This window comes from Mesorhizobium monacense (genome assembly GCF_056781675.1).
In genome coordinates this window covers 5,154,461-5,176,469 of record NZ_CM165567.1, presented here as the reverse complement: position 1 = coordinate 5,176,469, position 22,009 = coordinate 5,154,461, and the positions used below count along the sequence as shown (strand labels likewise).

Annotated in this window: 22 protein-coding genes; 6 read left to right on the top strand and 16 right to left on the bottom strand. The window is 63.7% G+C overall.

Annotation, left to right across the window (positions count from 1 at the left end; genetic code table 11):
• Positions 1–6: 6 nt before the first annotated feature.
• Positions 7–270, bottom strand: coding sequence for a hypothetical protein (locus AC1RUK_RS24810; RefSeq protein ID WP_481838545.1), 264 nt, complete (start codon positions 268–270; stop codon positions 7–9).
• A gap of 101 nt (positions 271–371) precedes the next feature.
• Here AC1RUK_RS24810 and AC1RUK_RS24805 point away from each other — a divergent pair, with 101 nt between their 5' ends.
• Genes AC1RUK_RS24805 through AC1RUK_RS24785 form a run of 5 tightly spaced genes read left to right on the top strand, consistent with a single transcriptional unit; the run spans position 372 to position 5,630 of the window.
• On the top strand, positions 372–1,970 hold the full coding sequence (locus AC1RUK_RS24805; RefSeq protein WP_481838546.1) for an ABC transporter substrate-binding protein: 1,599 nt from the start codon (positions 372–374) through the stop codon (positions 1,968–1,970).
• 48 nt (positions 1,971–2,018) lie between these two features.
• On the top strand, positions 2,019–3,026 hold the full coding sequence (locus AC1RUK_RS24800) for an ABC transporter permease subunit (protein ID WP_481838547.1): 1,008 nt from the start codon (positions 2,019–2,021) through the stop codon (positions 3,024–3,026).
• Positions 3,027–3,073: 47 nt separating this feature from the next.
• A complete protein-coding gene (locus tag AC1RUK_RS24795) occupies positions 3,074–3,934 on the top strand; it encodes an ABC transporter permease subunit (RefSeq protein ID WP_436171855.1) in 861 nt (286 codons plus the stop codon).
• Positions 3,934–4,803, top strand: a complete 870-nt coding sequence (locus tag AC1RUK_RS24790; RefSeq protein ID WP_481838548.1) for an ABC transporter ATP-binding protein — start codon at positions 3,934–3,936, stop codon at positions 4,801–4,803. Before AC1RUK_RS24795 ends, AC1RUK_RS24790 begins: the two co-directional genes overlap by 1 nt.
• Entirely contained in the window at positions 4,800–5,630 is an 831-nt protein-coding gene (locus AC1RUK_RS24785; protein WP_481838549.1) for a dipeptide ABC transporter ATP-binding protein, read from the top strand. Before AC1RUK_RS24790 ends, AC1RUK_RS24785 begins: the two co-directional genes overlap by 4 nt.
• Before the next feature lie 176 nt (positions 5,631–5,806).
• On the opposite strand, the gene AC1RUK_RS24780 is transcribed toward AC1RUK_RS24785, so the two are convergent.
• From AC1RUK_RS24780 to AC1RUK_RS24760, 5 genes are all read right to left on the bottom strand, one after another.
• Positions 5,807–7,096, bottom strand: a complete 1,290-nt coding sequence (locus tag AC1RUK_RS24780; RefSeq protein WP_481838550.1) for a cysteine desulfurase-like protein — start codon at positions 7,094–7,096, stop codon at positions 5,807–5,809.
• Positions 7,097–7,144: 48 nt separating this feature from the next.
• Positions 7,145–7,819, bottom strand: coding sequence for an amino acid ABC transporter permease (locus AC1RUK_RS24775; protein WP_006202866.1), 675 nt, complete (start codon positions 7,817–7,819; stop codon positions 7,145–7,147).
• A 218-nt stretch (positions 7,820–8,037) separates the two neighbouring features.
• Positions 8,038–8,835 (bottom strand): ABC transporter substrate-binding protein, encoded by a 798-nt coding sequence (locus tag AC1RUK_RS24770; protein ID WP_481838551.1) that lies wholly within the window; start codon positions 8,833–8,835, stop codon positions 8,038–8,040.
• A gap of 73 nt (positions 8,836–8,908) precedes the next feature.
• A complete protein-coding gene (locus AC1RUK_RS24765; protein ID WP_481839403.1) occupies positions 8,909–10,105 on the bottom strand; it encodes a pyridoxal phosphate-dependent aminotransferase in 1,197 nt (398 codons plus the stop codon).
• A gap of 179 nt (positions 10,106–10,284) precedes the next feature.
• Positions 10,285–11,061 (bottom strand): HpcH/HpaI aldolase family protein, encoded by a 777-nt coding sequence (locus AC1RUK_RS24760; RefSeq protein WP_481839404.1) that lies wholly within the window; start codon positions 11,059–11,061, stop codon positions 10,285–10,287.
• A gap of 123 nt (positions 11,062–11,184) precedes the next feature.
• On the opposite strand from AC1RUK_RS24760, the gene AC1RUK_RS24755 reads away from it, so the two are divergent.
• Positions 11,185–12,276 (top strand): LLM class flavin-dependent oxidoreductase, encoded by a 1,092-nt coding sequence (locus AC1RUK_RS24755; protein ID WP_481838552.1) that lies wholly within the window; start codon positions 11,185–11,187, stop codon positions 12,274–12,276.
• Between the two features lies 1 nt (position 12,277).
• On the opposite strand, the gene AC1RUK_RS24750 is transcribed toward AC1RUK_RS24755, so the two are convergent.
• The 10 genes from AC1RUK_RS24750 to AC1RUK_RS24705 all read right to left on the bottom strand — a co-directional run bounded on the left by AC1RUK_RS24750 (position 12,278) and on the right by AC1RUK_RS24705 (position 21,950).
• Entirely contained in the window at positions 12,278–12,673 is a 396-nt protein-coding gene (locus tag AC1RUK_RS24750; RefSeq protein ID WP_481838553.1) for a RidA family protein, read from the bottom strand.
• Between the two features lie 66 nt (positions 12,674–12,739).
• Positions 12,740–13,888, bottom strand: a complete 1,149-nt coding sequence (locus AC1RUK_RS24745; protein WP_481838554.1) for an acyl-CoA dehydrogenase family protein — start codon at positions 13,886–13,888, stop codon at positions 12,740–12,742.
• Between the two features lie 51 nt (positions 13,889–13,939).
• Positions 13,940–14,752, bottom strand: a complete 813-nt coding sequence (locus tag AC1RUK_RS24740; RefSeq protein ID WP_481838555.1) for an enoyl-CoA hydratase family protein — start codon at positions 14,750–14,752, stop codon at positions 13,940–13,942.
• Positions 14,749–15,219, bottom strand: a complete 471-nt coding sequence (locus AC1RUK_RS24735) for a MarR family winged helix-turn-helix transcriptional regulator (protein WP_481838556.1) — start codon at positions 15,217–15,219, stop codon at positions 14,749–14,751. The genes AC1RUK_RS24740 and AC1RUK_RS24735 overlap by 4 nt, the downstream gene beginning before the upstream one ends.
• Positions 15,213–15,986 (bottom strand): SDR family NAD(P)-dependent oxidoreductase, encoded by a 774-nt coding sequence (locus AC1RUK_RS24730; protein WP_481838557.1) that lies wholly within the window; start codon positions 15,984–15,986, stop codon positions 15,213–15,215. Before AC1RUK_RS24730 ends, AC1RUK_RS24735 begins: the two co-directional genes overlap by 7 nt.
• A complete protein-coding gene (locus tag AC1RUK_RS24725; protein ID WP_481838558.1) occupies positions 15,983–18,277 on the bottom strand; it encodes a bifunctional salicylyl-CoA 5-hydroxylase/oxidoreductase in 2,295 nt (764 codons plus the stop codon). Before AC1RUK_RS24725 ends, AC1RUK_RS24730 begins: the two co-directional genes overlap by 4 nt.
• Before the next feature lie 117 nt (positions 18,278–18,394).
• On the bottom strand, positions 18,395–19,231 hold the full coding sequence (locus AC1RUK_RS24720) for an ATP-binding cassette domain-containing protein (protein WP_481838559.1): 837 nt from the start codon (positions 19,229–19,231) through the stop codon (positions 18,395–18,397).
• Positions 19,224–20,105: an ABC transporter ATP-binding protein gene (locus AC1RUK_RS24715; protein ID WP_481838560.1), complete on the bottom strand. Its 882-nt coding sequence runs from the start codon at positions 20,103–20,105 to the stop codon at positions 19,224–19,226. Before AC1RUK_RS24715 ends, AC1RUK_RS24720 begins: the two co-directional genes overlap by 8 nt.
• Positions 20,102–20,950, bottom strand: a complete 849-nt coding sequence (locus AC1RUK_RS24710) for an ABC transporter permease (protein WP_481838561.1) — start codon at positions 20,948–20,950, stop codon at positions 20,102–20,104. Before AC1RUK_RS24710 ends, AC1RUK_RS24715 begins: the two co-directional genes overlap by 4 nt.
• Positions 20,943–21,950, bottom strand: coding sequence for an ABC transporter permease (locus AC1RUK_RS24705; RefSeq protein WP_481838562.1), 1,008 nt, complete (start codon positions 21,948–21,950; stop codon positions 20,943–20,945). Before AC1RUK_RS24705 ends, AC1RUK_RS24710 begins: the two co-directional genes overlap by 8 nt.
• Positions 21,951–22,009: the final 59 nt, after the last annotated feature.

Genomic DNA, 22,009 nt, shown 5'->3' with positions numbered 1-22,009 from the left:
TGCCACCTATGTATTGCGACTATCGGCGAGCGTGCAAGTCTTGCCCTTGCGGCAGAACGGGAAAGATCTGCCGTCGAAATCTTCTCCGGGCGTGCCGGCCCGGACCGATATCTTCAGACACGCGCGACCAATCGAAGGCCCTGCGGCGGCGCCGTCGAACGCATCGCGGATCAATAAAAAAATGAGGTCGTTAATAATGTCGTGATCGGTGGAATCTGCCAGATTTTTCTGCGATTTATCGTATGAGCGGAATTTTTTTCTGCTTACCATGGGGTACGCAAACGAGGTGTTCCAAAGCCAGAAAAACGGTGCTTATATGCGCGCTTCGCGAGCCTGATAGAGGGGCTTGGCAGAACATCAGGGAGTGCTCAATGAAAAAGAAACTGACTTTTGCAGCCGCGTTGCTGGCTGCAAGCGTCCTCAGCGGCGTGGCCAGCGCAAAGACGCTGGTCTACTGCTCGGAGGCATCGCCGGCCAACTTCGACCCGGGTACCACAACGGGTGGCAACGATTTCGACGCCTCGTCGCGCACGGTCTATTCGCGCCTGGTCGAGTTCAAGCATGGCGGCACCGAGATCGAGCCCGGTCTCGCCGACAAGTGGGAAATCTCCGACGACGGCCTGGTCTATACCTTCCACCTGCATCCGGGCGTGAAGTTCCAGACCACCGACTATTTCAAGCCGACGCGCGACCTCAATGCCGACGACGTCGTCTTCTCCTTCGATCGCCAGTTCAACAAGGAAAACCCCTGGAACGGCGAGAAGTACCTGCCGAACCTGACCTGGGACTACTACACCGGCATGGACATGCCGAAATACGTCGCCAAGTGGGAAAAGGTCGATGATCTGACCGTCAAGCTGACGCTGACCGAGCCGAACGCGCCGATGCTTGCCAATCTCGGCATGGACTTCGCCTCGATCGTGTCGAAGGAATATGCCGAGCAGCTGGAGAAATCCGGCAAGATGGCCGATTTCTCGACCAAGCCGATCGGCACCGGTCCGTTCCAGTTCGTCGACTACCAGCTGGATTCGGTCATCCGCTATGCGGCCCACCCGGACTACTTCAAGGGCAAGGAAAAGATCGACGATCTCGTCTTCGCCATCACGCCCGACGCGACGGCCCGCATCCAGAAGGTGATGGCCGGCGAGTGCGACATCGCTCCCTATCCGAATCCTGCCGACATCGGCACGATCAAGGCCAACCAGGACGTGACCCTGATGGATCAGGCCGGCCTGAACATCGGTTATATGAGCTACAACACCACCATCCCGCCGCTCGACAAGCCGGAGGTGCGCCACGCGCTCAACCAGGCGATCGACCGGGAATCGCTGATCAAGTCGCTGTTCCAGGATGCCGGCGCCACGCCGGCCGACAATCTGATCCCGCCGACCATGTGGTCGTGGGACAAGGACGTGAAGTCCGACGCCTATGATCCGGAAGCGGCCAAGAAGGTGCTGGCCGATGCCGGGCTGAAGGAGATCCAGCTCTGGGCCTCCGATCGCGTCCGTCCCTACAACCCGAACTTCCAGCGTGCCGCCGAACTGATCCAGGCTGACTGGGCCAAGGTTGGCGTCAAGGCGGAGATCGTTAGCTACGAGTGGACGAAGTATCGCGAGGAAGGCAAGAAGAAGGAACGCCCCGGCGCCTTCCAGATCGGCTGGACCGGTGACAATGGTGATCCGGACAACTTCTTCGCCACCCTGTTCGCCTGCTCGGCCATCGGCGTGTCGAACTATTCGAGCTGGTGCGACAAGGACTTCGAGGACCTGATCCAGAAGGCCAAGAAGACCAGCGACCAGGCCGAACGCACCAAGCTCTATGAGCAGGCGCAGGTTGTCTTCCAGAAGCAGGCCCCGGCCTTCCTCATGGCACACAGCCAGGTCTACGCAGTCGTGCGCAAAAATGTCACCGGCTTCATGATGGACCCGCTTGGCATTCATCGCTTCGACGGCGTCGACAAGGCCGAATAGAACTGTTAGGCGGGCGGCGCGCAATCAAGCGCCGCCCCCTTTATCAAGATGCTCCGATATCTCCTCCACAAAATCGTCTTGGTGCTCCCGACGCTGATCGGCATCACCATCTGTGCCTTCGCTTTCGTCAGGCTGCTGCCCGGCGATCCCATCCTTGCCATGGCCGGCGAGCATGGCGTGTCGCCCGCGCGCTACGAAGAACTGAAGGAACAGTTCGGCTACAATCTGCCGATCTGGCAGCAATATGCGCACTATGTCCGCGATGCCGCGACCGGTAATTTCGGCGTGTCGATCTCGTCCAAGCGCCCGGTCATCGAAGATTTCATGACGCTCTTCCCGGCAACCATCGAGCTCTCTGTTTTCGCCTTGATCTTCGCCATGGTGCTGGGCATCCCGGCCGGCATCGTCGCAGCGGTCAAACGCGGCTCCTGGTTCGATCAGTCGCTGATGGGCACCGCCCTTGTCGGCTATTCCATGCCGATCTTCTGGTGGGGTCTGCTGCTGATCATCTTTTTCTCCGGCTATCTCGGCTGGACTCCGGTTTCCGGCCGTATCGGCCTGCAATTCTTCTTCAAGCCGATCACCGGCTTCATGACCGTCGACACCCTGCTTTACGGCAAATGGGATGCTTTCCGCTCGGCATTGAGCCATCTGGTGCTGCCGGCGGTCGTGCTCGGCACCATCCCGCTGGCGGTGATCGCCCGCCAGACGCGCTCGGCCATGCTCGAAGTGCTGGGCGAGGACTATGTGCGGACCGCCCGCGCCAAGGGTCTTTCCTCGACCCGCGTCATCGGCGTGCATGCCTTGCGCAACGCGCTGATCCCCGTCGTGACCACCATCGGCCTGCAGGTCGGCACGTTGCTCGCCGGCGCCATCCTCACCGAAACCATCTTCGCCTGGCCGGGCATCGGCAAGTGGATGGTCGATTCCATCTTCAAGCGCGACTATGTCGTCGTGCAGTCAGGCTTGCTTTTGATCGCGCTCATCGTCATGGCCGTGAACCTGATCGTCGACGTGCTCTACGCCGTCATCAACCCGCGCATACGGGCGGCATGATGAGCCAGTCGACTGAAATCACGCCGCTTACCGCCAGCCCAGACCGCATGTTGGGGTTCAGGACCTTCTGGCACTATTTCTCGGTGAACCGTGGCGCCGTCATCGGCCTGTTCGTCTTCATCCTTTTGGTGGTGGCGGCAGTGCTTGCACCGGTGCTGGCGCCCTATGCGCCGGATGTCCAAGACAAGACCGCGTTCTTGAGACCTCCGTCATGGCAGGCTGGCGGCAGCACCCAATATCTGCTCGGCACCGACGCGGTCGGCCGCGACATGCTCTCGCGCCTGCTCTACGGCGCGCGCTTCTCGCTGCTCATCGGTGCGGTCGTGGTCACCCTATCGCTCTTCGGCGGCATCACGCTCGGCCTGCTTGCCGGCTACTTCCGCGGCTGGGTCGACGTGGCGATCATGCGCGTCATGGACCTGATCCTCGCCTTTCCGTCTCTGCTGCTCGCGCTGGTGCTGGTCACCATCCTCGGTCCTGGCCTGTTCAATGCGATGCTTGCGATCTCGCTCGTCCTGCAGCCGCACTTCGCCCGACTGGTGCGCGCCGCCGTCATGGCGGAGAAGAGCCGCGAATATGTCGTGGCCGCGAAGGTTGCGGGTGCCGGACATCTCAGGCTGATGCTTCGCACCATCCTGCCGAATTGCCTGGCGCCGCTGATCGTCCAGGGCACTTTGTCATTCTCGAACGCCATTCTCGAGGCGGCGGCCCTCGGCTTCCTCGGTCTCGGCGCCCAGCCGCCGACGCCTGAATGGGGCACCATGCTCGCCTCGGCGCGTGAATTCATCCTGCGCGCCTGGTGGGTCGTTACCTTCCCCGGCCTCGCCATCCTCATCACCGTGCTCGCCATCAATCTGGTCGGTGACGGCCTGCGCGACGCGCTCGATCCGAAGCTCAGGAGGTCGTGATGGCGTTGCTCGACATCCAGAATCTCGTCGTCGAGTTCCAGACTGCTTCCGGTCCGTTCCGCGCGGTAGATGGCGTTTCGCTTCACGTCGAGGAGCGCGAAGTGCTGGCCATCGTCGGCGAGAGCGGCTCCGGCAAGTCGGTGTCGATGCTGGCGGTCATGGGGCTCTTGCCGTGGACGGCCACGGTCACGGCCGACAAGATGAGCTTTGCCGGCCGCGATCTCCTGAAGATGAGCCCTACCGAGCGGCGCAAGATCGTCGGCAAGGACATGTCGATGATCTTCCAGGAGCCGATGGCCAGCCTCAACCCCTGCTTCACCATCGGTTTCCAGATTGAGGAGGTGCTGCGCTTCCATATGGGCATGGACAAAGCCCAGCGTCGTGCCCGCGCCATCGAGTTGTTGAAGCAGGTCGGCATTCCCGAACCGGCGGAGCGGCTGGACTCCTTCCCGCACCAGATGTCGGGAGGCCAGTGCCAGCGCGTCATGATCGCCATTGCCATTGCCTGCAATCCGAAGCTTCTGGTCGCCGACGAGCCGACCACTGCGCTCGACGTCACCATCCAGAAGCAGATCCTCGACCTGCTGGTCTCGCTGCAGGCCAAATACGGCATGGGCCTGATCATGATCACCCACAATATGGGCGTGGTGGCCGAGACCGCCGACCGCGTCATCGTCCAGTACAAGGGCCGCAAGATGGAAGAGGCCGACGTGCTGTCGCTTTTCGAAAGCCCGAAGAGCAACTACACCCGCGCGCTACTGTCGGCGCTGCCGGAAAATGCCGTCGGCGACCGGCTGCCGACCGTGTCCGACATGCTGTTCGAACCGGCGCCCTCCGCAGCAGGGGCAGCCACGGGAGCCGCCCGATGAGCGTCAGGGTTCTCGAAGGCAAGAACATCAAGCGCGACTACCATGTCGGTGGCGGGCTGTTCCGCGGTGCACGCACCGTGCATGCGGTCAAGGGCGTCTCCTTCAGCGTCGACAAGGGCAAGACGCTGGCCATCGTTGGCGAGAGCGGCTGCGGCAAGTCCACGCTGGCGCGCATCATCACGCTGATCGATCCGGCGACATCGGGCGAACTGTTCATCGACGGTAACAAGATCGACATCGCCAGGGACGGGCTGACGAAGGAGATGCGCCGCAAGGTGCAGATCGTCTTCCAGAACCCTTACGGCTCCCTCAATCCGCGCCAGAAGATCGGCGACGTGCTGGGCGAGCCGCTGCTGATCAACACCGACAAGCCTGCCGAAGAACGCCGCGACCTCGCCATGAAGATGCTGAAGAAGGTCGGCCTCGGCACCGAGCACTACAATCGCTACCCGCACATGTTCTCGGGCGGCCAGCGCCAGCGCATCGCCATTGCCCGCGCGCTGATGCTGAACCCGAGCCTGCTGGTGCTGGACGAGCCGGTCTCCGCGCTCGACCTGTCGGTCCAGGCGCAGGTGCTCAACCTGCTCGCCGACCTGCAGGACGAGTTCCAGTTGACCTATGTCTTCATCAGCCATGATCTGTCGGTGGTGCGCTACATCGCCGACGACGTCATGGTGATGTATTTCGGCGAGGCGGTGGAATACGGCTCGCGCGACGAGGTCTTTGCCGACCCCAAGCACAGCTACACAAGGACGCTGTTCGCCGCGACGCCTCGCGCCGACGTGGCCAGCATCAAGGCAAGGCTGGCAAAGAAGGCGGCGGCCTGACCCAGCTGTGCCGATATTCAGGTGAGGCCGGCCTGCGAATGGCGGCTTCCTCCGCTTCCGGTGCTCACGTACCTAAAGTACGCTGCGCTCCGGTTCTCGGAACCCACCATTCTCGACTCGGCCTGACCTGAATCTCGACACACCTGGTCTAATCGATCGTCGTCGCAAAAAACTGCTCACGACAACTTGGCGATGATCGTGCGCAGCGCTTCGCCGAAGCGGCGCACTTCATCCACCGTGTTGTAGTGGACCAGCGAGGCGCGGATGGCGCCGCTGTCCATCGAGAGGTTGAGGCGCTTCATCAGCCGCGGCGCATACATGTGGCCATCGCGGATGCCGATCTGCATTTCGGCCATTTCCTCGACGATCCGCTGCGGCGACAGCGTGCCGATGTTGAAGCAGAAGGTCGGCACGCGCTCGTGAATGCGGGCCTCGTCGGCGACGCCGTAGATCGTGGCATTGCAGCTCTTGAGCACGGCGAACATCTCGCGCGCCAGCACCAGCTCGTAATCACGGATGGCGTTCATGCCGGCGACGATGTTGTCGCGCCGCGACCGGTTGTTCTCGGGCAACAGATTGCGGCCGATCGATTCCAGATAGCGCACGGCGGCATCCATGCCGGAGACGTTCTCGTAGATGAAGGTGCCGGCCTCGACCTTGTAGGGCGGCTCGTCGGGGATGAAATCCTCGCGGAAGGTCGGCAGCCGCTTCAGCGTTTCGAAGCGGCCCCACAGGAAGCCCATATGCGGCGAGAAATTCTTGTAGCCGGAGCAGACCAGATAGTCGCAATCCCAGGCCTGCACGTCGATCAGCCCATGCGGCCCGTAATGCACGCAGTCGAGGAACACTTCGGCGCCCGCCGCGTGCGCGATCTTCGCCACGGAAGCAACGTCGACGATCGAGCCGATCGAATGCGCCGTTACCGTGCAGGCGACGAGCCTTGTGCGCTCGGAAGCCAATGGGCGCAGGTCGTCGACATGCAGATTGCCGTCCTCGCGCATGCGCCACCATTTGAACCTGGCCCCAGCCGATTCCAGCGCCAGCCATGTCGCAATGTTGGCGTCGTGGTCCATGTCGGTGATGACAATCTCGTCGCGTTCTGTGTCTTTGGCGAGCATCTGGCCGATGCCGAGGCTGACCAGGCGGATGAACGAGGTGGCGTTCATGCCGAAGCAGATTTCCGATGGACTATAGGCGTTGATCAGCAGCGCCACGCTTTCACGGGCATCGGCGACCGACTGGTCGACAGTGACGCTGCGGCCATAACGGCCGCCGCGCTGCACATTGTGCGCTACCAGATGGTTGGTCACCGCGTCGAGCACGCTCTGCGGGATTTGCGCGCCGGCGGCATTGTCCAGGAAGATGAAGTCGCCAGCCCGCTGCAGTGCGGGGAACATCGCGCGGATGGCCTCCACCGGAAACGCGCCGGCGGCGCTGTTCGCATTGGCGGTTTGATGCTTGTTCACGGACGTCTCCTGCGAAGTGCTTGGTAGATGGGAAACTGTTGGCGGCGGTCAGCGCGTCTTTTCGGTCTTGAAGCGGCGTTCAAGCAGACTGACGAGGCGGACCATCGGCCAGAGGAAGATGAGATAGACCAGGGCCGCGCCGATCAGCGGCGAGGGATTGGCGTAGAGCGACTGTGCGTTGGTCGCTTCCTTCAGCAGTTCGGGCAGCGCCACGGTGGAAGCGAGCGAGGTGTCCTTGAACATCGAAACGCAATTGCTGGTCATCGGCGGAATGACCACGCGGATCGCCTGCGGCAGCACCACCTTGCGCAAGGTCAGCAGGAACGGCAGGCCGAGCGCTTGCGCCGCCTCGAACTGGCCGCTCGGAATGCTCTCTATGCCGGAGCGGAACACCTCGGCCGAGTAGGCCGCCATGATGATCGCGAACGCCGTCACCGCGGACGTCCAGGACGACAGGCGTATGCCGAGGAACGGCAGCGCGTAGTAGATCAGGATCAGCACGACCAGCACCGGCATGGCGCGGAAGATATCGATGTAGCCGACAGCCAGCAGCCGCAGCGGCTTCGGTGCGTAGAGCCGCACCAGGCTGATCGCCAGGCCGATCGGGATGCCGATGCCGATGCTGAGGATCCCGAGCAGCAGCGTGTTCAGGAAGCCGCGCAGCAGCGCCGGCAGGCTCGACATCATGACGTCGGCGTTGAAGAAGGTGTCCAGCAGCGACATGGGAGCATTCCCGAAACGGTTGGCGTCCCGCGACGCTAGAGCAAAGGATGCTCAAGTTGAAACTAATCCGTCGCGCTTGCGGCGAGACTGCGCGATAGCCGGCGCTGGTGCGTTAAATCAAAGTGCTGTGCGGCCCTTACGGACGGGGAGCATGCGCGGCGGCGCCATGAAATCGTGCCGGCCTGGAGAGCCGGCACGATTGCAGCAAAACCTGCCGATCAGGCCTTCGGCAGCGGCATTTCCTTGACGGTCGAAGAATCGGCCGGCGCGTCGCTGCCGAACCACTTCTTGTGGATCGCGGCGATCGTGCCGTCCTTCTTCATTGCGCTCAGCGCGTCGTTCAGCTTGCCGAGCAGCGGGTGATCCTTGGTCATCATCAGGCCATACTGTTCGCCGGTCTTGATGCGCTCCTTGACGGTGAGGTCCTTCATCTTGGTGAAGGAGTATTCCATGCCGGGGATGTCGCTGACGGCGGCATCGACGCGGCCGGCGCTGAGATCGAGCAGCAGGTTCTGCTGCGTGTCATAGCCCTTCACATCGCTGAACCCGTCAGCCTCCTGGTGCTCCTTGACCCAGGTTTCGCCGGTCGAGCCCGACAGCACGCCGATGATCTTGCCCTTGAGGTCAGCCTCGGCCTTGATCGGGCTGTCGGTCTTGGTGGCAATGCCCATGTCGGAATCATAGTAGGGCTGGGTGAAGGACTGCGACTTCAGCCGCTCCGGCGTGATGGTGATCGACGAGATGGCGACGTCGATGCGCTTTGACGTGGTGGCGGCGAACAGTGCCTGGAAACCGAGATCGGCGATTTCCGTGGTCATGCCGATGCGCTTTGCCGCTTCGTTGACGATGTCGACTTCAAAGCCCTCGAACGTGCCGCTCTCGTTCTTGTATTCGAACGGCGGATTGGTCGGATAGGCGCCGACATTGAGCACATCCGCGGCATAGGCGGTGGCGGGGCCGGCGGCGATGCCGATGGCGGCAGCGAGAAGAAGCAGGTTGCGACGCGTGAAGCTCATTGGAGTTCCCTCTGTTGTTGAACGGGCGGGTTGGTCCCGCACGGTTTTTTGCCGCCCCGTTTCCGACAGGGCGTCAATTCATGGCAGCGACCATGCGATCGAGCGCGGTCGCTATCTGGTCGCGGTCACGGCAGACACACATGCGTAGGAAGGCCGTTGCCGAGCTTCCGAACAGATGGCCGGGCGCCAGCCCGACATGCGCCGTTTCCAGAATTTTGGCGCAGACGTGACGTGCGTCGCTTTCGCCTTCCATCGCGAAGAACGCATACATGCCGCCGCGCGGCCTTTTGGGCAGGACGACGCCGGGGATCTCGGCCAGCCTGCCATAGGCAAGGTCGAGGCCGGTCTTGATCCGCTGCCGGATCTCCTCGACCAGCGGCTCGCCCTGGCGGATCGCAGCGACGGCACCAGCCTGGATCGGGGCTGCCGTCCCGCTGTTGATATATTGGGTCATGGCGCCGAGCTGGTCGGCCACATCAGAGGGATGAGTCAGCCAGCCGACGCGCCAGCCGGTCATCGCCCAGGCTTTCGAGAAACTGTTGACCGACAGCACCCTGTCGCCATCTTCGGCGATTTGCAGGATCGAGGGCGCCACGTCGCCGTCGAAATAGAGCCGGCCGTAAACCTCGTCGGAGATGATCCAGATGCCGGTGCGCCCGCTGAAATCGAGCAGGGCCTGCATCTCCTCGCGCGACGCGGTCCAGCCCGTCGGGTTGGACGGCGTCGACAGGAAGATCGCGCGCGTACGCGCATCGCAGGTGGCAAACAGCCGGTCGAGATCGAGCTGCCAGTCGCCCTTGAAGTCGAGTGAAAATGGGCGCGGCTCGCCACCGATCAAATGGATGGCGTTGTGGATGTTGGGCCATTGCGGCGCGACGTAGACGACATTGGTGCCGGTATCGACCAGCAGATCCAGCGCCAGGAACAGGGCTTGCATGCCGCCGGGCGTGACGGTGGTGCGCGCAATCGGGATCGGCCGGCCGTGGATGCGCGTCTGGTACTCCGACAGCGCCTCATTCAACGGGCCGTGGCCGCGCATGTTGGGCACGTAGAAGGTCAGGCCGTCATCGAACGCTGCCTTGGCCGCGTCGCGGATGAAGGCGGGCGTCACCATGTCGCCTTCGCCGTACCAGAGCGCGATCACGTCGCCCAATTCGCGGGCGCGCACGGCAAGGTTGGCGATGTTTTCGGTGTGCAGATCGCGAATTTGGGCGCGCACGCCATCGAAAGCGTAACGCGCGCTGGCCAGAGACGATGACTGGGGCAGCATGAACGACAAGGACTGAACCTCGCACCCTGAACGCCTCGACAGGACTGCCGGCAAGCCCGTCCGGCACGGCAGCCACGATCGATATTGAATGCTTATCCAAAGCGCCGGACTTTTCAAGGCAAAAGTTTTAAGCTTAAAAAGTTTTCCGCTGTACCACCGGCGATGCACTTCAGGCCGAATTACCGGCGATCGTCTCGTGCCAGTTCGGCGCGTGCCGCGGCATAGTTGGCGGCAGCGCCGGCACCGAGAAACATCGTGTCGCTCGCCAGGACGAAGAAGCTGGCGCCGGTGGCCGCCCATTGGGCGATATCCTCAGGCTTGGCGCAAAATATGCCGGCGGCCTTGTCGTGTGCGATCGTCGCGCCGATGATCGTCCGGATCGCCGCGTTGAGCTTGTCGGCGCCTTTCGGGCCGATCGCGTCGATCGACACCGAAAGGTCTCCAGGGCCGACGAAGATCACGTCGACGCCGTCCACTGCTGCGATCGCCTCGATGTTGGCGAGCCCTTCGGCGGTCTCCACCTGCACAGCCACAACCGTCCTGGCGTTGGCCTGAGCGAGATACTCCGGGATGCGGTAGCCATAGCCTGCGGCCCGTCCCGGCCCGACGCCGCGCTCACCTTGCGGCGGATAGTGCGAAGCCTTCACCGCGGCCTCGGCCTGGCCAACAGTCGAGATGCGCGGCACGAGGACACCTTGCGCACCGCTGTCCAGCGCTGCCGCGATCGCTTCCGGCTGGTGGCCGGGGACGCGCACCATGGCGGGAACGCGATGCACGTCGGCGGCCCGGACCATGTTCTCGATCATGTCCCTGGATATCTGGGCATGTTCCCAGTCGATACAGAGGAAATCGAGGCCGGACGGCGCCATCACCTCCACCGCGACGGCATGCGGTATGGCGGCGAACGATCCAATGACGTTCGTCTTGCCGATGCATTTCTGGCGGAATTCGCTCATGCCGATCCCCTTTTTCATCCAGCCCAAATCCATATCCGCAAACCACGATCGAGCGAAGCTATTTCAGGCTTGAAATATTTTCCCGGAGCCGTAGCGTGCCGTCTCTGCCTAAGAGTTCGCGACATGATCAAAGCCCATCCCCTGCACGGCCCGAACAGACTGAAGCTTGGCGTCTTTTCCACCAATGCCGATGGCGGGCTTGCCATTACCGATGTGCCGGAACGCTGGACGGCAAGCTGGCAGGACAATCTGACGGCGGCCCGGATCGCCGACCGCGCCGGGCTGGAATTCATGCTGCCGATCGCGCGCTGGCGCGGTTTTGGCGGCCGCAACAAGGTGCGCGAGTGGTCGTTCGAGACGTTCACCTGGGCGGCGGCACTCAGCATGGCCACCGAACAGATCGGCCTGTTCATGACCGTGCATGTGCCGCTGGTGCATCCGCTCTACGCCGCCAAGGCGCTGGCGACGGTCGACCACATCAGCCAGGGCCGCGCCGGGCTCAACATCGTCTGCGGCTGGAACCCTAAGGAATTCGGCATGTTCGGCACGCCTCTGGTCGAGAAGGGCTACGACCAGGCGGCCGAATGGATCGAAATCCTGGAAAAACTTTACGCCTCGAATGAGCCTCTCGATTACGAAGGCACATATTATCATCTCAAGGAGGCAGTGAGCCGGCCGGCCAGCCTGCAGCGACCACGGCCGGTGACCATGAACGCCGCCTTCGGCGGGCCGGGCCGGGATTTCGCCGCCGCCAAATGCGACTATCTGTTCACGACCTTTTCCGAAATGGCCGATGCCGGCAAGCACGTCGCCGACATCCGCGAACGGGCCGACAAGGTGGGCCGTGATGTCGGCGTCTACACGGTAGCGCATGTCGTCTGCCGCGAGACGATGGAGGAGGCGCAAGCCTATTACGCGCGCTATGCCGTTGATATGGCCGACCACGACGCGGTCGACGCCCACATGGCCGGCAAGAAGGAGTTTTCGCAGTCGCATGACCCGCATGCCTATGACCGCTACCGGCAGCGTTTCGCCGGCGGCGCCGGCACCTACCCGCTGATCGGGACGCCTGAAACCATCGCCGCCGACATGATTGCCATCGCCGGGCACGGCTACCAGGGGATTGCGCTATCCTTCGTCAACTACACGCAGGAACTGCCCTATTTCTGTGACCGCGTGCTGCCCCTGTTGAGGCAGGCGGGCTATCGGGGATAATTCATTCAGGAATGACGGCAGTGGCCTGAATTTCTACCTTGGCGCGATCCTCGACCAGCGCCACCACCTGCATCGCGGCCATGGCCGGAAAATGCCGGCCGATCACCGCGCGATAGGCCTCGCCGATCCCCTTGAGGTTGGCCAGATACTCGGCCTTGTCGGTGAAGTACCAGGTCATCGAGGTGATATGCTCGGGCCTGCCGCCGGCCTCGGCCAGCACCGCGACGATGTTCTCAAGCGTCTGCCGCGCCTGGCCAACGAAATCATCGGTCTCGAACCGGCATTGCTCGTTCCAGCCAACCTGGCCGCCGATAAACACGAGCCGCCCTCGCGCGGCGACGCCATTGGCATAGCCGACGGGTTTCGCCCAGCCTTCCGGCTGCAGGATGGTGTGCATGTCATGCCTCCCGATACTTCGCAAAATGTCCAGGTTCGAAAACAATTAGCCGTATAATTTCCCGCCTCAGGCCGCGCCCATCACTTGTCTGGCGATCACCACTTTCTGCACGTCCGACGCACCCTCGTAGATGCGCAGCGCCCGGATCTCGCGATAGAGGCTTTCGACGATATGGCCTTTGCGCACGCCTTCGCCGCCATGCAACTGCACGGCCTTGTCGATCACCTCTTGTGCCTTGTCGGTGGCGAACAGTTTTGCCATCGCCGCTTCGCGGGTGACGCGGGCGGCCCCCATGTCCTTGGTCCAGGCGGCGCGATAGACGAGCAGCGCGGCGGCATCGACATCGAGCGCCATGTCGGCGATATGGCCCTGCACCATCTGCAACTCGGCCATCGGCGCGCCGAACAGCTTGCGTCCAGCCACCCGTTTGATGCTTTCATCAAGCGCACGCCGGGCAAAGCCGAGTGCCGCCGCACCCACCGTCGAGCGGAAGACGTCGAGCACCGACATGGCAATACGAAAGCCGTCGCCGGCCTTGCCGATCAGCGCGGCGGATGGAACGCGGGCGTTTTCGAAGGAGAGCCGTGCCAGCGGATGCGGCGCGATCACCTCCAGCCTTTCGGCGATGCTCAGGCCCTTCGTTTCTGTCGGCACGATGAAGGCGGACAGCCCTTTGGCTCCCGGCGCCTCACCGGTTCGAGCAAAGACGATGTAAAGGTCAGCGATGCCGCCATTGGAGATCCAGGTCTTTTCGCCCGACAGCAGATAGTCGTCGCCGTCGCGCGTGGCCGACATCTCCATGTTGGCGACATCAGACCCGGAGCGCGGCTCCGACAGCGCGAAGGCGGAAATCGCCTTGCCGGCGCGCGTCTTCGCCAGCCATTGCTGCTGGTCCGGCGTGCCGAAGAGGCTGAGCGCGCCGGTGCCGAGCCCCTGCATGGCGAAGGCGAAGTCGGCCAGCCCATCATGACGGGCCAGCGTCTCGCGTGTCAGGCAAAGCGTGCGCACGTCGAGTGGCGCGGGATTGTCGGTGTCGAGCGCCGTCGGCTTCAGCCAGCCGTCTTTGCCCAGTCTCGCTACAAGCTCGCGGCAGGCGGCATCGACATCGTGATGATCGCCCGGCAGGTTCTTCGCGCACCAGGCGTCGAGCTGTTCGGCGAGCGCGCGATGGCGGTCCTCGAAGAAGGGCCAGCTGAGGAAGGAACGGTCAGGCATGCATATCTCCTTCTATGCCCCGTTCCATGCCTCGGCAAAAACCAATCATCCTCAATTCCCCTCGAACACCGGCTTTTCCTTGATCACGAACGCCTTGTAAGCGCGCTCGAAATCGCCGGTCTGCATGCAGATCGCCTGCGCCTGCGCTTCCGCCTCGATCGCCTGTTCCAGGCCCATCGACCATTCCTGGTTCAACTGCGTCTTGGTGATGCCATGCGCGAAGGTCGGGCCGGAGACGATGCGCGCGGCCATCTCCAGCGCATCCGCCTCGAGTGCCGCGGCATCGACCAGCCGGTTGTAGAAGCCCCAGTGCTCGCCTTCCGCCCCCGTCATGGTGCGGCCGGTGTAGAGCAGTTCGGCGGCGCGGCCCTGGCCGATGATGCGCGGCAGGATCGCGCAGGCGCCCATATCGCAGCCGGCAAGCCCGACGCGCGTGAACAGGAAAGCCGTCTTCGCCTCCGGCGTCGCGATGCGGATATCGGAGGCCATGGCGATGATGGCGCCGGCCCCCACCGCCACACCATCGACCGCCGCGATGATCGGCTTGCCGCAATTGAGCATCGCCTTGACGAAATCGCCGGTCATGCGGGTGAAGGCGAGCAGTTCCTTCATATCCATCTTGACCAGCGGCCCGATGATGTCGTGGACATCGCCGCCGGAGCAGAAATTGCCGCCATTGGGCAGGAACACGACGGCGTCGACATCGTCGGCATAGACGAGGTCACGAAAAATATCACGCAGCTCGGCATAGCTGTCGAAGGTCAGCGGGTTCTTGCGCTCGGGCCGGTCGAGTCGGATCTTTGCGACCTTGCCTTCGACCTGCCAGAGGAAATGCTGCGGTTTGCGGCCTGCCATCGCGGTCATTCGCGTCCCTCCCAATTGCTGCGGAACGAGGTCAGCATGCCGGTCAACCGGCGCGCCTCGTCCTCGCTGACATTGCCCAGCAGCTCACCGACCCAGCCTTCATGCGCGGCGGCGATCACGGCGAAGGCCTTCGAACCTTCCTCGGTCAATCGCACCATCGAAGTGCGGCGGTCGCCGTTGCGGCGGGCCCGGGCGACAAGCCCTTCCGACACCAGCCGGTCGACGATGCCTGTTACATTGCCATTGGACACCAGCAGGAAGCGCGACAGGTCGCTCATCAGCATGCCTTCCGGCGCACGGTACAGCGCCGCCATCACGTCGAAGCGCGGCAGCGTCGTGTTGAACTCCTTCTTCAGCCGCTCGCGCAGCTCCGCCTCGATCGTGCGCGAGGCGCGCAGCAGGCGTATCCATAGACGCAGCCGGTCCTTGCCGGGTCCTGAAGGGGTGGGCAGGGGGCCCGCTACCATGTCTCGCCTCCTGAAATTGAGATTGCTTGTCCGGTGATCGATGCCGCCGCATCGCCGCACAGCCACAGCACCGCGGCGGCGACTTCCTCCGGCTGGATGAAACGTCCCTGCGGATTTGTCGACGACAGGCTTGTGCGCGCGTCCTCGGCCGAGCGACCGGTCTTTTCGACGATGCGCTGGACGGAGGTTTCCAGCATCTCGGTTTCGACGAAGCCCGGGCACACGGCATTGACGGTGATGCCGGATTTGGCGGTCTCGGCGGCGAGCGCCCGCATCAGCCCGACCACGCCATGCTTGGCGGCGACATAAGCCGAAACGTAAGCATAGCCTTTCAGGCCGGCGGTCGAAGCGATGAAGACGACCCGGCCGGCTTTGCGCGCCGCCATGCCGGCCAGCGCCGGCTTCACCGTCAGGAACGCGCCGGTCAGGTTGACGTCGAGGGTGCGCTGCCAGTCGGTGAGTGAAGTCCGCTGCGCCGGCGCGCTGCCGGACATGCCGGCATTGGCGACGACGATGTCGAATGGTCCGCGCGCCGCTTCCGCCTGGCTGTAGAGGGAGGTCATCGACGCCTCATCGGTAACGTCGCCGGCAATGCCGAAGATGCGGTCGCTCTCTCCGGCGACTTCGGCAAGCGTCGCCTCGCGCCGGCCGCAGATGGTGACCTTGATGCCGGCACCGGCCAACGCCAGCGCGATGGCGCGACCGACACCGGAGCCGCCGCCGGTGACAAGCGCATGCCTGGCCGCGATTGAGGGCACGGCGCTCATACTTTCAGCCCCGCTGCCGCATCGCGCTCGGCCAGCCGATAGATCTGGTCACGGCCCGGTAGATAGGGATCCGGCCATTTGACGCCGCGGTCGCCAAGCGTGACGGCCGCATGCAGCGTCCAGTAGGGATCGGTGAGATGCGGCCTTGCCAGCGCCACAAGATCGGCGCGGCCGGCCATCAGGATCGAATTCACATGGTCCGGCTCGTAGATGTTGCCGACCGCCATGGTCGCCATCCCGACCTCGTTGCGGATGCGGTCGGAAAACGGCGTCTGGAACATGCGACCATAGACTGGCTTCGCCAACGCCGAAGTCTGGCCTGCCGAGACATCGCAGATATCGACACCGGCCTCATGCAGCATGCGCGCGATCTCGACCGCATCGGCAGGTGTGACGCCTTCGATGCCGACCCAGTCATTGGCCGAGATGCGCATCGAGATCGGTTTTTCGGCCGGCCAGACAGTGCGCACCGCGCGGAAGACCTCAAGCGGAAAGCGCATGCGGTTTTCGAGCGAGCCGCCATAGGGATCCGTGCGCCGGTTGGTGATCGGCGTGATGAAGGAGGAGAGCAGATAGCCGTGCGCGGCATGGATCTCCAGCATGTCGAAGCCGCAGCGTTCGGCCATCTCGGCCGAAGCGACGAACTGGCCGCGCACGATGTCCATGTCGGCACGGTCCATCGCCTTCGGCACCTGGTTCTGCGGCGACCATGGCACCGCCGATGGCGCCATCACCGGCCAGTTGCCGGATGGCAGCGGCACGTCGGTTCCTTGCCAGCCGAGCCGGGTCGAACCCTTGGCACCGGAATGGCCGATCTGGGCGCAGATCTTCACCTCGGTTTCGGCATGGACGAAATCGACCAGCCGCCTCCACGCCACCTCGTGCTCCGGCGCATAGAAGCCGGGGCAGCCGGGCGTGATGCGGCCTTCCGGGCTGACGCAGGTCATCTCGATATAGAGCAGGCCCGCTCCGCCCTTGGCCCGTTCAGCATAGTGGGCGAAATGCCAGTCGGTCGGGCAGCCGTCGACGGCCTTGTACTGCGCCATCGGCGAGACGACGATGCGGTTGGAGAGCATCATGTCGCGCAGCCGGAACGGCGCGAACATCGGCGCCCGACGCAAGCTGTTGCCGCCGGCGCCAGCCTGGCGCTGGAACCATTCCTCGGCACCGGCCAGCCATTCGGCATCGCGCAGCCTGAGATTCTCGTGGCTGATGCGCTGCGAGCGGGTCAGCAGCGAATAGTTGAACTGCACCGGATCGAGACCGAGATAGCGCTCGACCTCCTCGAACCATTCCAGCGAATTGCGCGCCGCCGACTGCAGCTTCAGCACTTCGGTGCGCCGCGCATCCTCATATTTGCGGAACGCCGCCTCGAGGTCCGGCTCGGACTCGACATAGTCGGCCAGCGCCACCGCACTTTCCAGCGCCAGCTTGGTGCCGGAGCCGATCGAGAAATGCGCCGATGCCGCCGCATCGCCCATCAGCGCCAGGTTCTTGTAGGACCAGCGCTCGCACAGCACGCGCGGGAAATTGATCCAGGCCGAACCTCTGATGTGGTTGGCATTGGTCATCAACGGGTGGCCGCCGAGATGCTTTTCGAAGATGCGCTCGCAGACGGCGATCGATTCCCGCTGCGTCATCGCGCCGAAGCCGAAGCGCTCCCAGGTCTGCTCGCTGCATTCGACGATGAAGGTCGCGGTTTCGCTGTCGAACTGGTAGGCGTGCGCCCACACCCAGCCGTGCTCCGTCTTCTCGAAAATGAAGGTGAAGGCGTCGTCGAATTTTTGCTGCGTGCCAAGCCAGACGAACTTGCATTTGCGGGTGTCGATGTCGGGCTTGAAGATGTCGACGAAGGCGTTGCGGGCTTTCGAATTCAGACCGTCGGCGGCGACCACCAGATCGTGGCTCTCCATGTACGGGCGCGGATCGGCGATATCGGTCTCGAACATCAGCTTGATGCCGAGTTCGCGCGCCCGCCGCTGCAGCAGGATCAGCAGCCGCTTGCGGCCGATGCCGCAAAAGCCATGGCCGGTCGAAACCGTGCGCACGCCGTCATGGATGACGGCGATGTCGTCCCAATAGGCAAAATACTTCTTGATCCAGACGGCGCTCACCGGATCGTTCTTGGTGAGGTTCTCGAGCGTCTCGGCCGACAGCACGACGCCCCAGCCGAATGTGTCGTCGGCGCGGTTGCGTTCGAACACCGTCACGTCGTGCGCGGCGTCCCTGAGCTTCATCGAGATGGCAAAGTAGAGGCCGGCTGGTCCACCGCCGAGAACCGCAACCTTCATGCCTGCGATCTCCTCTTCGCTTCTTGACGCTCAGTATCGCGCTGTCGAGAAATTATTTCAAGCTTAAAGTTTTATATCGAAATGATTCCCCGCTCTGTGTGTGGCATGCGAATGAGTTCACATCGGTGCCTTTGCCGTGGCAAGCGTACCCAGCCAGGCCGGGTCGATTTCGGGCAGTGGGATGGCTGATATCAGGTCGCGTGTGTAGGCGTCCTTGGGACTGTCGAAAAGGGCGTCGGTTGCGCTCGCTTCGACAATCCTGCCTTCGCGCATGACGATCACCTGCTGGCACAGTCGCCGGATCACCGACAGATCATGGCTGATGAAGGCGACCGTCAGGCCCATCTCCGCTGCAAGCTTTTCCAGCAAGGTGAGGATCTGCGCCTGCGTCGACACATCGAGACCGGAGACGATCTCGTCGGCGAGCACGAATTTCGGCGACAGCGCCAAGGCGCGGGCGATGCCGACGCGCTGGCGCTGGCCGCCCGACAATTGGTGGCGGTAGCGGCCGGCGAAATTCTGCGACAGGCCGACGCGCTGCAGCGCCTCCGCGACACGACCCTTCAGATTGTCGCCAAGGCCGTTCTGCCTGAGTGGCGCAGCGATGATGCTGAAGATGGTGCGGCGCGGATTGAGCGACGACATCGGATCCTGGAAGATCATCTGCAGATTGCGGCGCAGCGGCCTGAGCCCCGCTTCCGAAAGGTGGCCGATGTCGCGGCCATCGAAGCTGATCGAGCCGGCGCTGGGCTCTAGCAGCCGCACCAGGGTGCGGCCGAGCGTCGATTTGCCCGATCCGGATTCGCCGACGATGCCGGTCACCGATCCCTTGGGCAGGTCGAAATCCAGCCCTTTCAGGATATCGGCCAGCGGCGCCCGGCCGATCAGCGGCTTGCGGGTCATGTCGGGCAGCGCGACCTTCAGCCCGCGCACGGAGATGAGCGGCTCAACCATGGCGCGGCCTCCAGGCCTGGTCGGCAGCAGCGATCTCCGCCGCCAGCCCGGCCAGCACCGCATCATCGACCGGTTTCAGCGAGGCGAGCGGATCGGTGTAGCGTGGCGTGGCTTGCATCAGCGCCCGCGTATAGGGGTGCTGCGGCGCGGTGAAGAGAGCAGCCGTGTCGGCCTCCTCCACCACCTTGCCGGCATAAAGCACCGACACCTTCTGGCTGATCTTGGCGACGACGCCGAGATCGTGGGTGACGAACAGGATCGCCGTGCCGTGGTCGCGCTGCAATTGCGCGATCAGGCGCAGGATCTGCTTCTGCACGGTCACGTCCAGCGCCGTCGTCGGCTCGTCGGCGACGATCAGCCTTGGCTCGGCGGCAAAAGCGGCGGCGATCAGCACGCGTTGGCGCATGCCGCCGGAAAGCTCGTGCGGATAGCTTTTCAGCACCCGTTCCGGGTCGCGGATCTGCACCTCGTCCAGCAACTGGCGGATACGCTGATCGGCCCTCTCGCCGCTCCAGCCGAGGATGCGCACCAGCCGGTCGGTCATTTGCGGGCCGATGCGGCGCGACGGGTTGAGCGCGGTCAGCGGGTCCTGCGGAATCAGTGCCGTGCGGGCGCCGATCAGCGCGCGTCTTGCCTTCGGCTGAAGTTGGCCGAGGTCTTCGCCTTCCAGCAGCATGTCGCCTTCGACGACGCGCACGCTGGATGGCAGCACGCCGAGCACAGCCTTGCCGATCATCGTCTTGCCGGCGCCGCTCTCACCAACCAGCGCGCGCACCTCGCCCGGCTGGACGGAGAGCGACACCGAGCGCAGCACGCGCTGGCCGTTCGGCAGCACGGCGCTCAACGAGCGGATGTCGAGGCAAGCGGCGCTCATCTCAGCACCGGATCGAAACGGGCCTTCAGCGCCTCGCCGAACTGGCTGAACGACAGCACGGTCAGGATCAGCGTGATCAGCGGGAACACCAGCACCCACCACGCCTGGTGGATCGACAGCCGGCCCTCGGCAATAATGCCGCCCCAGGTCGGATCGTCGGTCGAGATCGACAGATTGACGAAGGACAGGATCGCCTCGACGATGACGGCGATGCCCATTTCCAGCGACAGCAGCGCAACGATCGACGGCACCACATTGGGCAGCACTTCGCGCAGCATGATGCCGAGGCGGCCATAGCCGGCGATGCGGGCGTTCTCGACATAATCCATGCGTGACTGGCCCATCGCCTCGGCGCGGATCACCCGGCAGAAGCGCGTCCAGTCGATGACGGCGATAGCGATGATGACAGAGCTCAGGCCGGTGCCCAGCACCGCCACCAGCAGGATGGCGAACAGCACCGGCGGGAAGGCCATCCAGATGTCCACGATGCGCGAGATGATGCGGTCGGCCCAACCGCCGAAATAGCCGGCGATCAGGCCGAGCGCCGAGCCGACCAGGCAGGCGGCTATGGCGGCGGCGAAAGCGACGATGAAGGCGATGCGGCCGCCGAAGATGAGCCGCGACAGGAGATCGCGCCCAAGGCTGTCGGTGCCGAGCCAGTAGCCGGGTTCCGCACCGTCAAGCCAGAACGGCGGCAGCCGCTCCAGCATCAAATCCTGCGCCAGCGGGTCCTGCGGCGCGACCAGCGGCGCCAGGATCGCGGCGGCAAGCGCAATCAGCAGCCAGCCGCCGGCAAGCCACAGCCTTGGTCCCACTCCGCGCCTGGCGATGCGCGTCTCATCCATGGCGCAGCCTCGGATTGAGCAGCGCATACATCATGTCGACGGCAAGGTTGATGAGCACGAACAGCAGCGCGAAGACCAGCACGATGCCCTGGATCAGCGGCAGGTCGCGGTTGATGACGGCATCGATCGCCATGTTGCCGAGGCCTTCATAGGAAAACAGCCGCTCGACGATGACCGTGCCGCCAATCAGGAAGGTGAACTGCACGCCGACCAGCGTCAGCGTCGGCAGTGCTGCGTTCTTCAACGCCTCGCGCAGGATGACCTGCGTCTCCGAAAATCCCTTCACCCGCGCGAGCACGACATAATCGAGGTCGAGCACCTCCTTCAGCGACTGTTTCAAAAGCTGCGCGATGATTGCTGCCAGCGGCAGCGCCAACGCCACGGCCGGCATCAGCATGTGTTTGAGGAGATCCCAGGTGAGGTCGAAGCGCAGCCGCAGAATACTCTCGACGAGATAGAATTGCGTGACGAAGGGCAGGTCGAGCTGCGGCGACACCCGGCCGGAAATATCGAACACCGGGATCAGCACGCCGAACAGCAGGATCAGCACCAGCCCCCACAGGAAGTCGGGAATGGAAAGCGCCGTCCCACTGGCGATGTCGATGCCGGCCTCGACCGCCGTGCCGCGCTCGCGCGCGCCGAGGATCGCAGCGGTGCCGCCGATCGCCACTGCCATCAGGAGCGCCACGGTGGCGAGCTCCAGCGTCGCCGGCAGCCGGTTGAACACCAGCCCCAGCACGTCCTGCCGGAGCGAGATCGAGGTGCCGAAATCGCCGCGCACGACGCCGGAGAGCCAGATGAAGAATTGCTGCACGATGGTCTTGTCGAGCCCATAGAGCGCGCGCAACCGGGCGATGTCGGCGTCGGTCGCACCGGGCGGCAGCATCATCGCGATTGGGTCGCCGGGCGCGACGCGGATGACGACAAAGACGACGACCGCGACGCCGAACAGCGTGATCGCCATCGTCAGAAGACGGATCAGAAATCTTTGCAGAAGCATGGTCGCCTGTTCGTCTGGCGAAAAAAGGGCGCGCCACCTCTCGCGGTGGCGCGCATGCA

Coding starts and splice junctions, on each gene's coding strand:
- AC1RUK_RS24725 (WP_481838558.1), bottom strand. CDS start 18,277: ATGAAGGTTGCGGTTCTCGGCGGTGGACCAGCCGGCCTCTACTTTGCC.
- AC1RUK_RS24805 (WP_481838546.1), top strand. CDS start 372: ATGAAAAAGAAACTGACTTTTGCAGCCGCGTTGCTGGCTGCAAGCGTC.
- AC1RUK_RS24715 (WP_481838560.1), bottom strand. CDS start 20,105: ATGAGCGCCGCTTGCCTCGACATCCGCTCGTTGAGCGCCGTGCTGCCG.
- AC1RUK_RS24785 (WP_481838549.1), top strand. CDS start 4,800: ATGAGCGTCAGGGTTCTCGAAGGCAAGAACATCAAGCGCGACTACCAT.
- AC1RUK_RS24775 (WP_006202866.1), bottom strand. CDS start 7,819: ATGTCGCTGCTGGACACCTTCTTCAACGCCGACGTCATGATGTCGAGC.
- AC1RUK_RS24790 (WP_481838548.1), top strand. CDS start 3,934: ATGGCGTTGCTCGACATCCAGAATCTCGTCGTCGAGTTCCAGACTGCT.
- AC1RUK_RS24770 (WP_481838551.1), bottom strand. CDS start 8,835: ATGAGCTTCACGCGTCGCAACCTGCTTCTTCTCGCTGCCGCCATCGGC.
- AC1RUK_RS24750 (WP_481838553.1), bottom strand. CDS start 12,673: ATGCACACCATCCTGCAGCCGGAAGGCTGGGCGAAACCCGTCGGCTAT.
- AC1RUK_RS24795 (WP_436171855.1), top strand. CDS start 3,074: ATGTTGGGGTTCAGGACCTTCTGGCACTATTTCTCGGTGAACCGTGGC.
- AC1RUK_RS24720 (WP_481838559.1), bottom strand. CDS start 19,231: ATGGTTGAGCCGCTCATCTCCGTGCGCGGGCTGAAGGTCGCGCTGCCC.
- AC1RUK_RS24745 (WP_481838554.1), bottom strand. CDS start 13,888: ATGCCTGACCGTTCCTTCCTCAGCTGGCCCTTCTTCGAGGACCGCCAT.
- AC1RUK_RS24735 (WP_481838556.1), bottom strand. CDS start 15,219: ATGGTAGCGGGCCCCCTGCCCACCCCTTCAGGACCCGGCAAGGACCGG.
- AC1RUK_RS24800 (WP_481838547.1), top strand. CDS start 2,019: ATGCTCCGATATCTCCTCCACAAAATCGTCTTGGTGCTCCCGACGCTG.
- AC1RUK_RS24730 (WP_481838557.1), bottom strand. CDS start 15,986: ATGAGCGCCGTGCCCTCAATCGCGGCCAGGCATGCGCTTGTCACCGGC.
- AC1RUK_RS24760 (WP_481839404.1), bottom strand. CDS start 11,061: ATGAGCGAATTCCGCCAGAAATGCATCGGCAAGACGAACGTCATTGGA.
- AC1RUK_RS24755 (WP_481838552.1), top strand. CDS start 11,185: ATGATCAAAGCCCATCCCCTGCACGGCCCGAACAGACTGAAGCTTGGC.
- AC1RUK_RS24765 (WP_481839403.1), bottom strand. CDS start 10,105: ATGCTGCCCCAGTCATCGTCTCTGGCCAGCGCGCGTTACGCTTTCGAT.
- AC1RUK_RS24710 (WP_481838561.1), bottom strand. CDS start 20,950: ATGGATGAGACGCGCATCGCCAGGCGCGGAGTGGGACCAAGGCTGTGG.
- AC1RUK_RS24740 (WP_481838555.1), bottom strand. CDS start 14,752: ATGACCGCGATGGCAGGCCGCAAACCGCAGCATTTCCTCTGGCAGGTC.
- AC1RUK_RS24810 (WP_481838545.1), bottom strand. CDS start 270: ATGGTAAGCAGAAAAAAATTCCGCTCATACGATAAATCGCAGAAAAAT.
- AC1RUK_RS24705 (WP_481838562.1), bottom strand. CDS start 21,950: ATGCTTCTGCAAAGATTTCTGATCCGTCTTCTGACGATGGCGATCACG.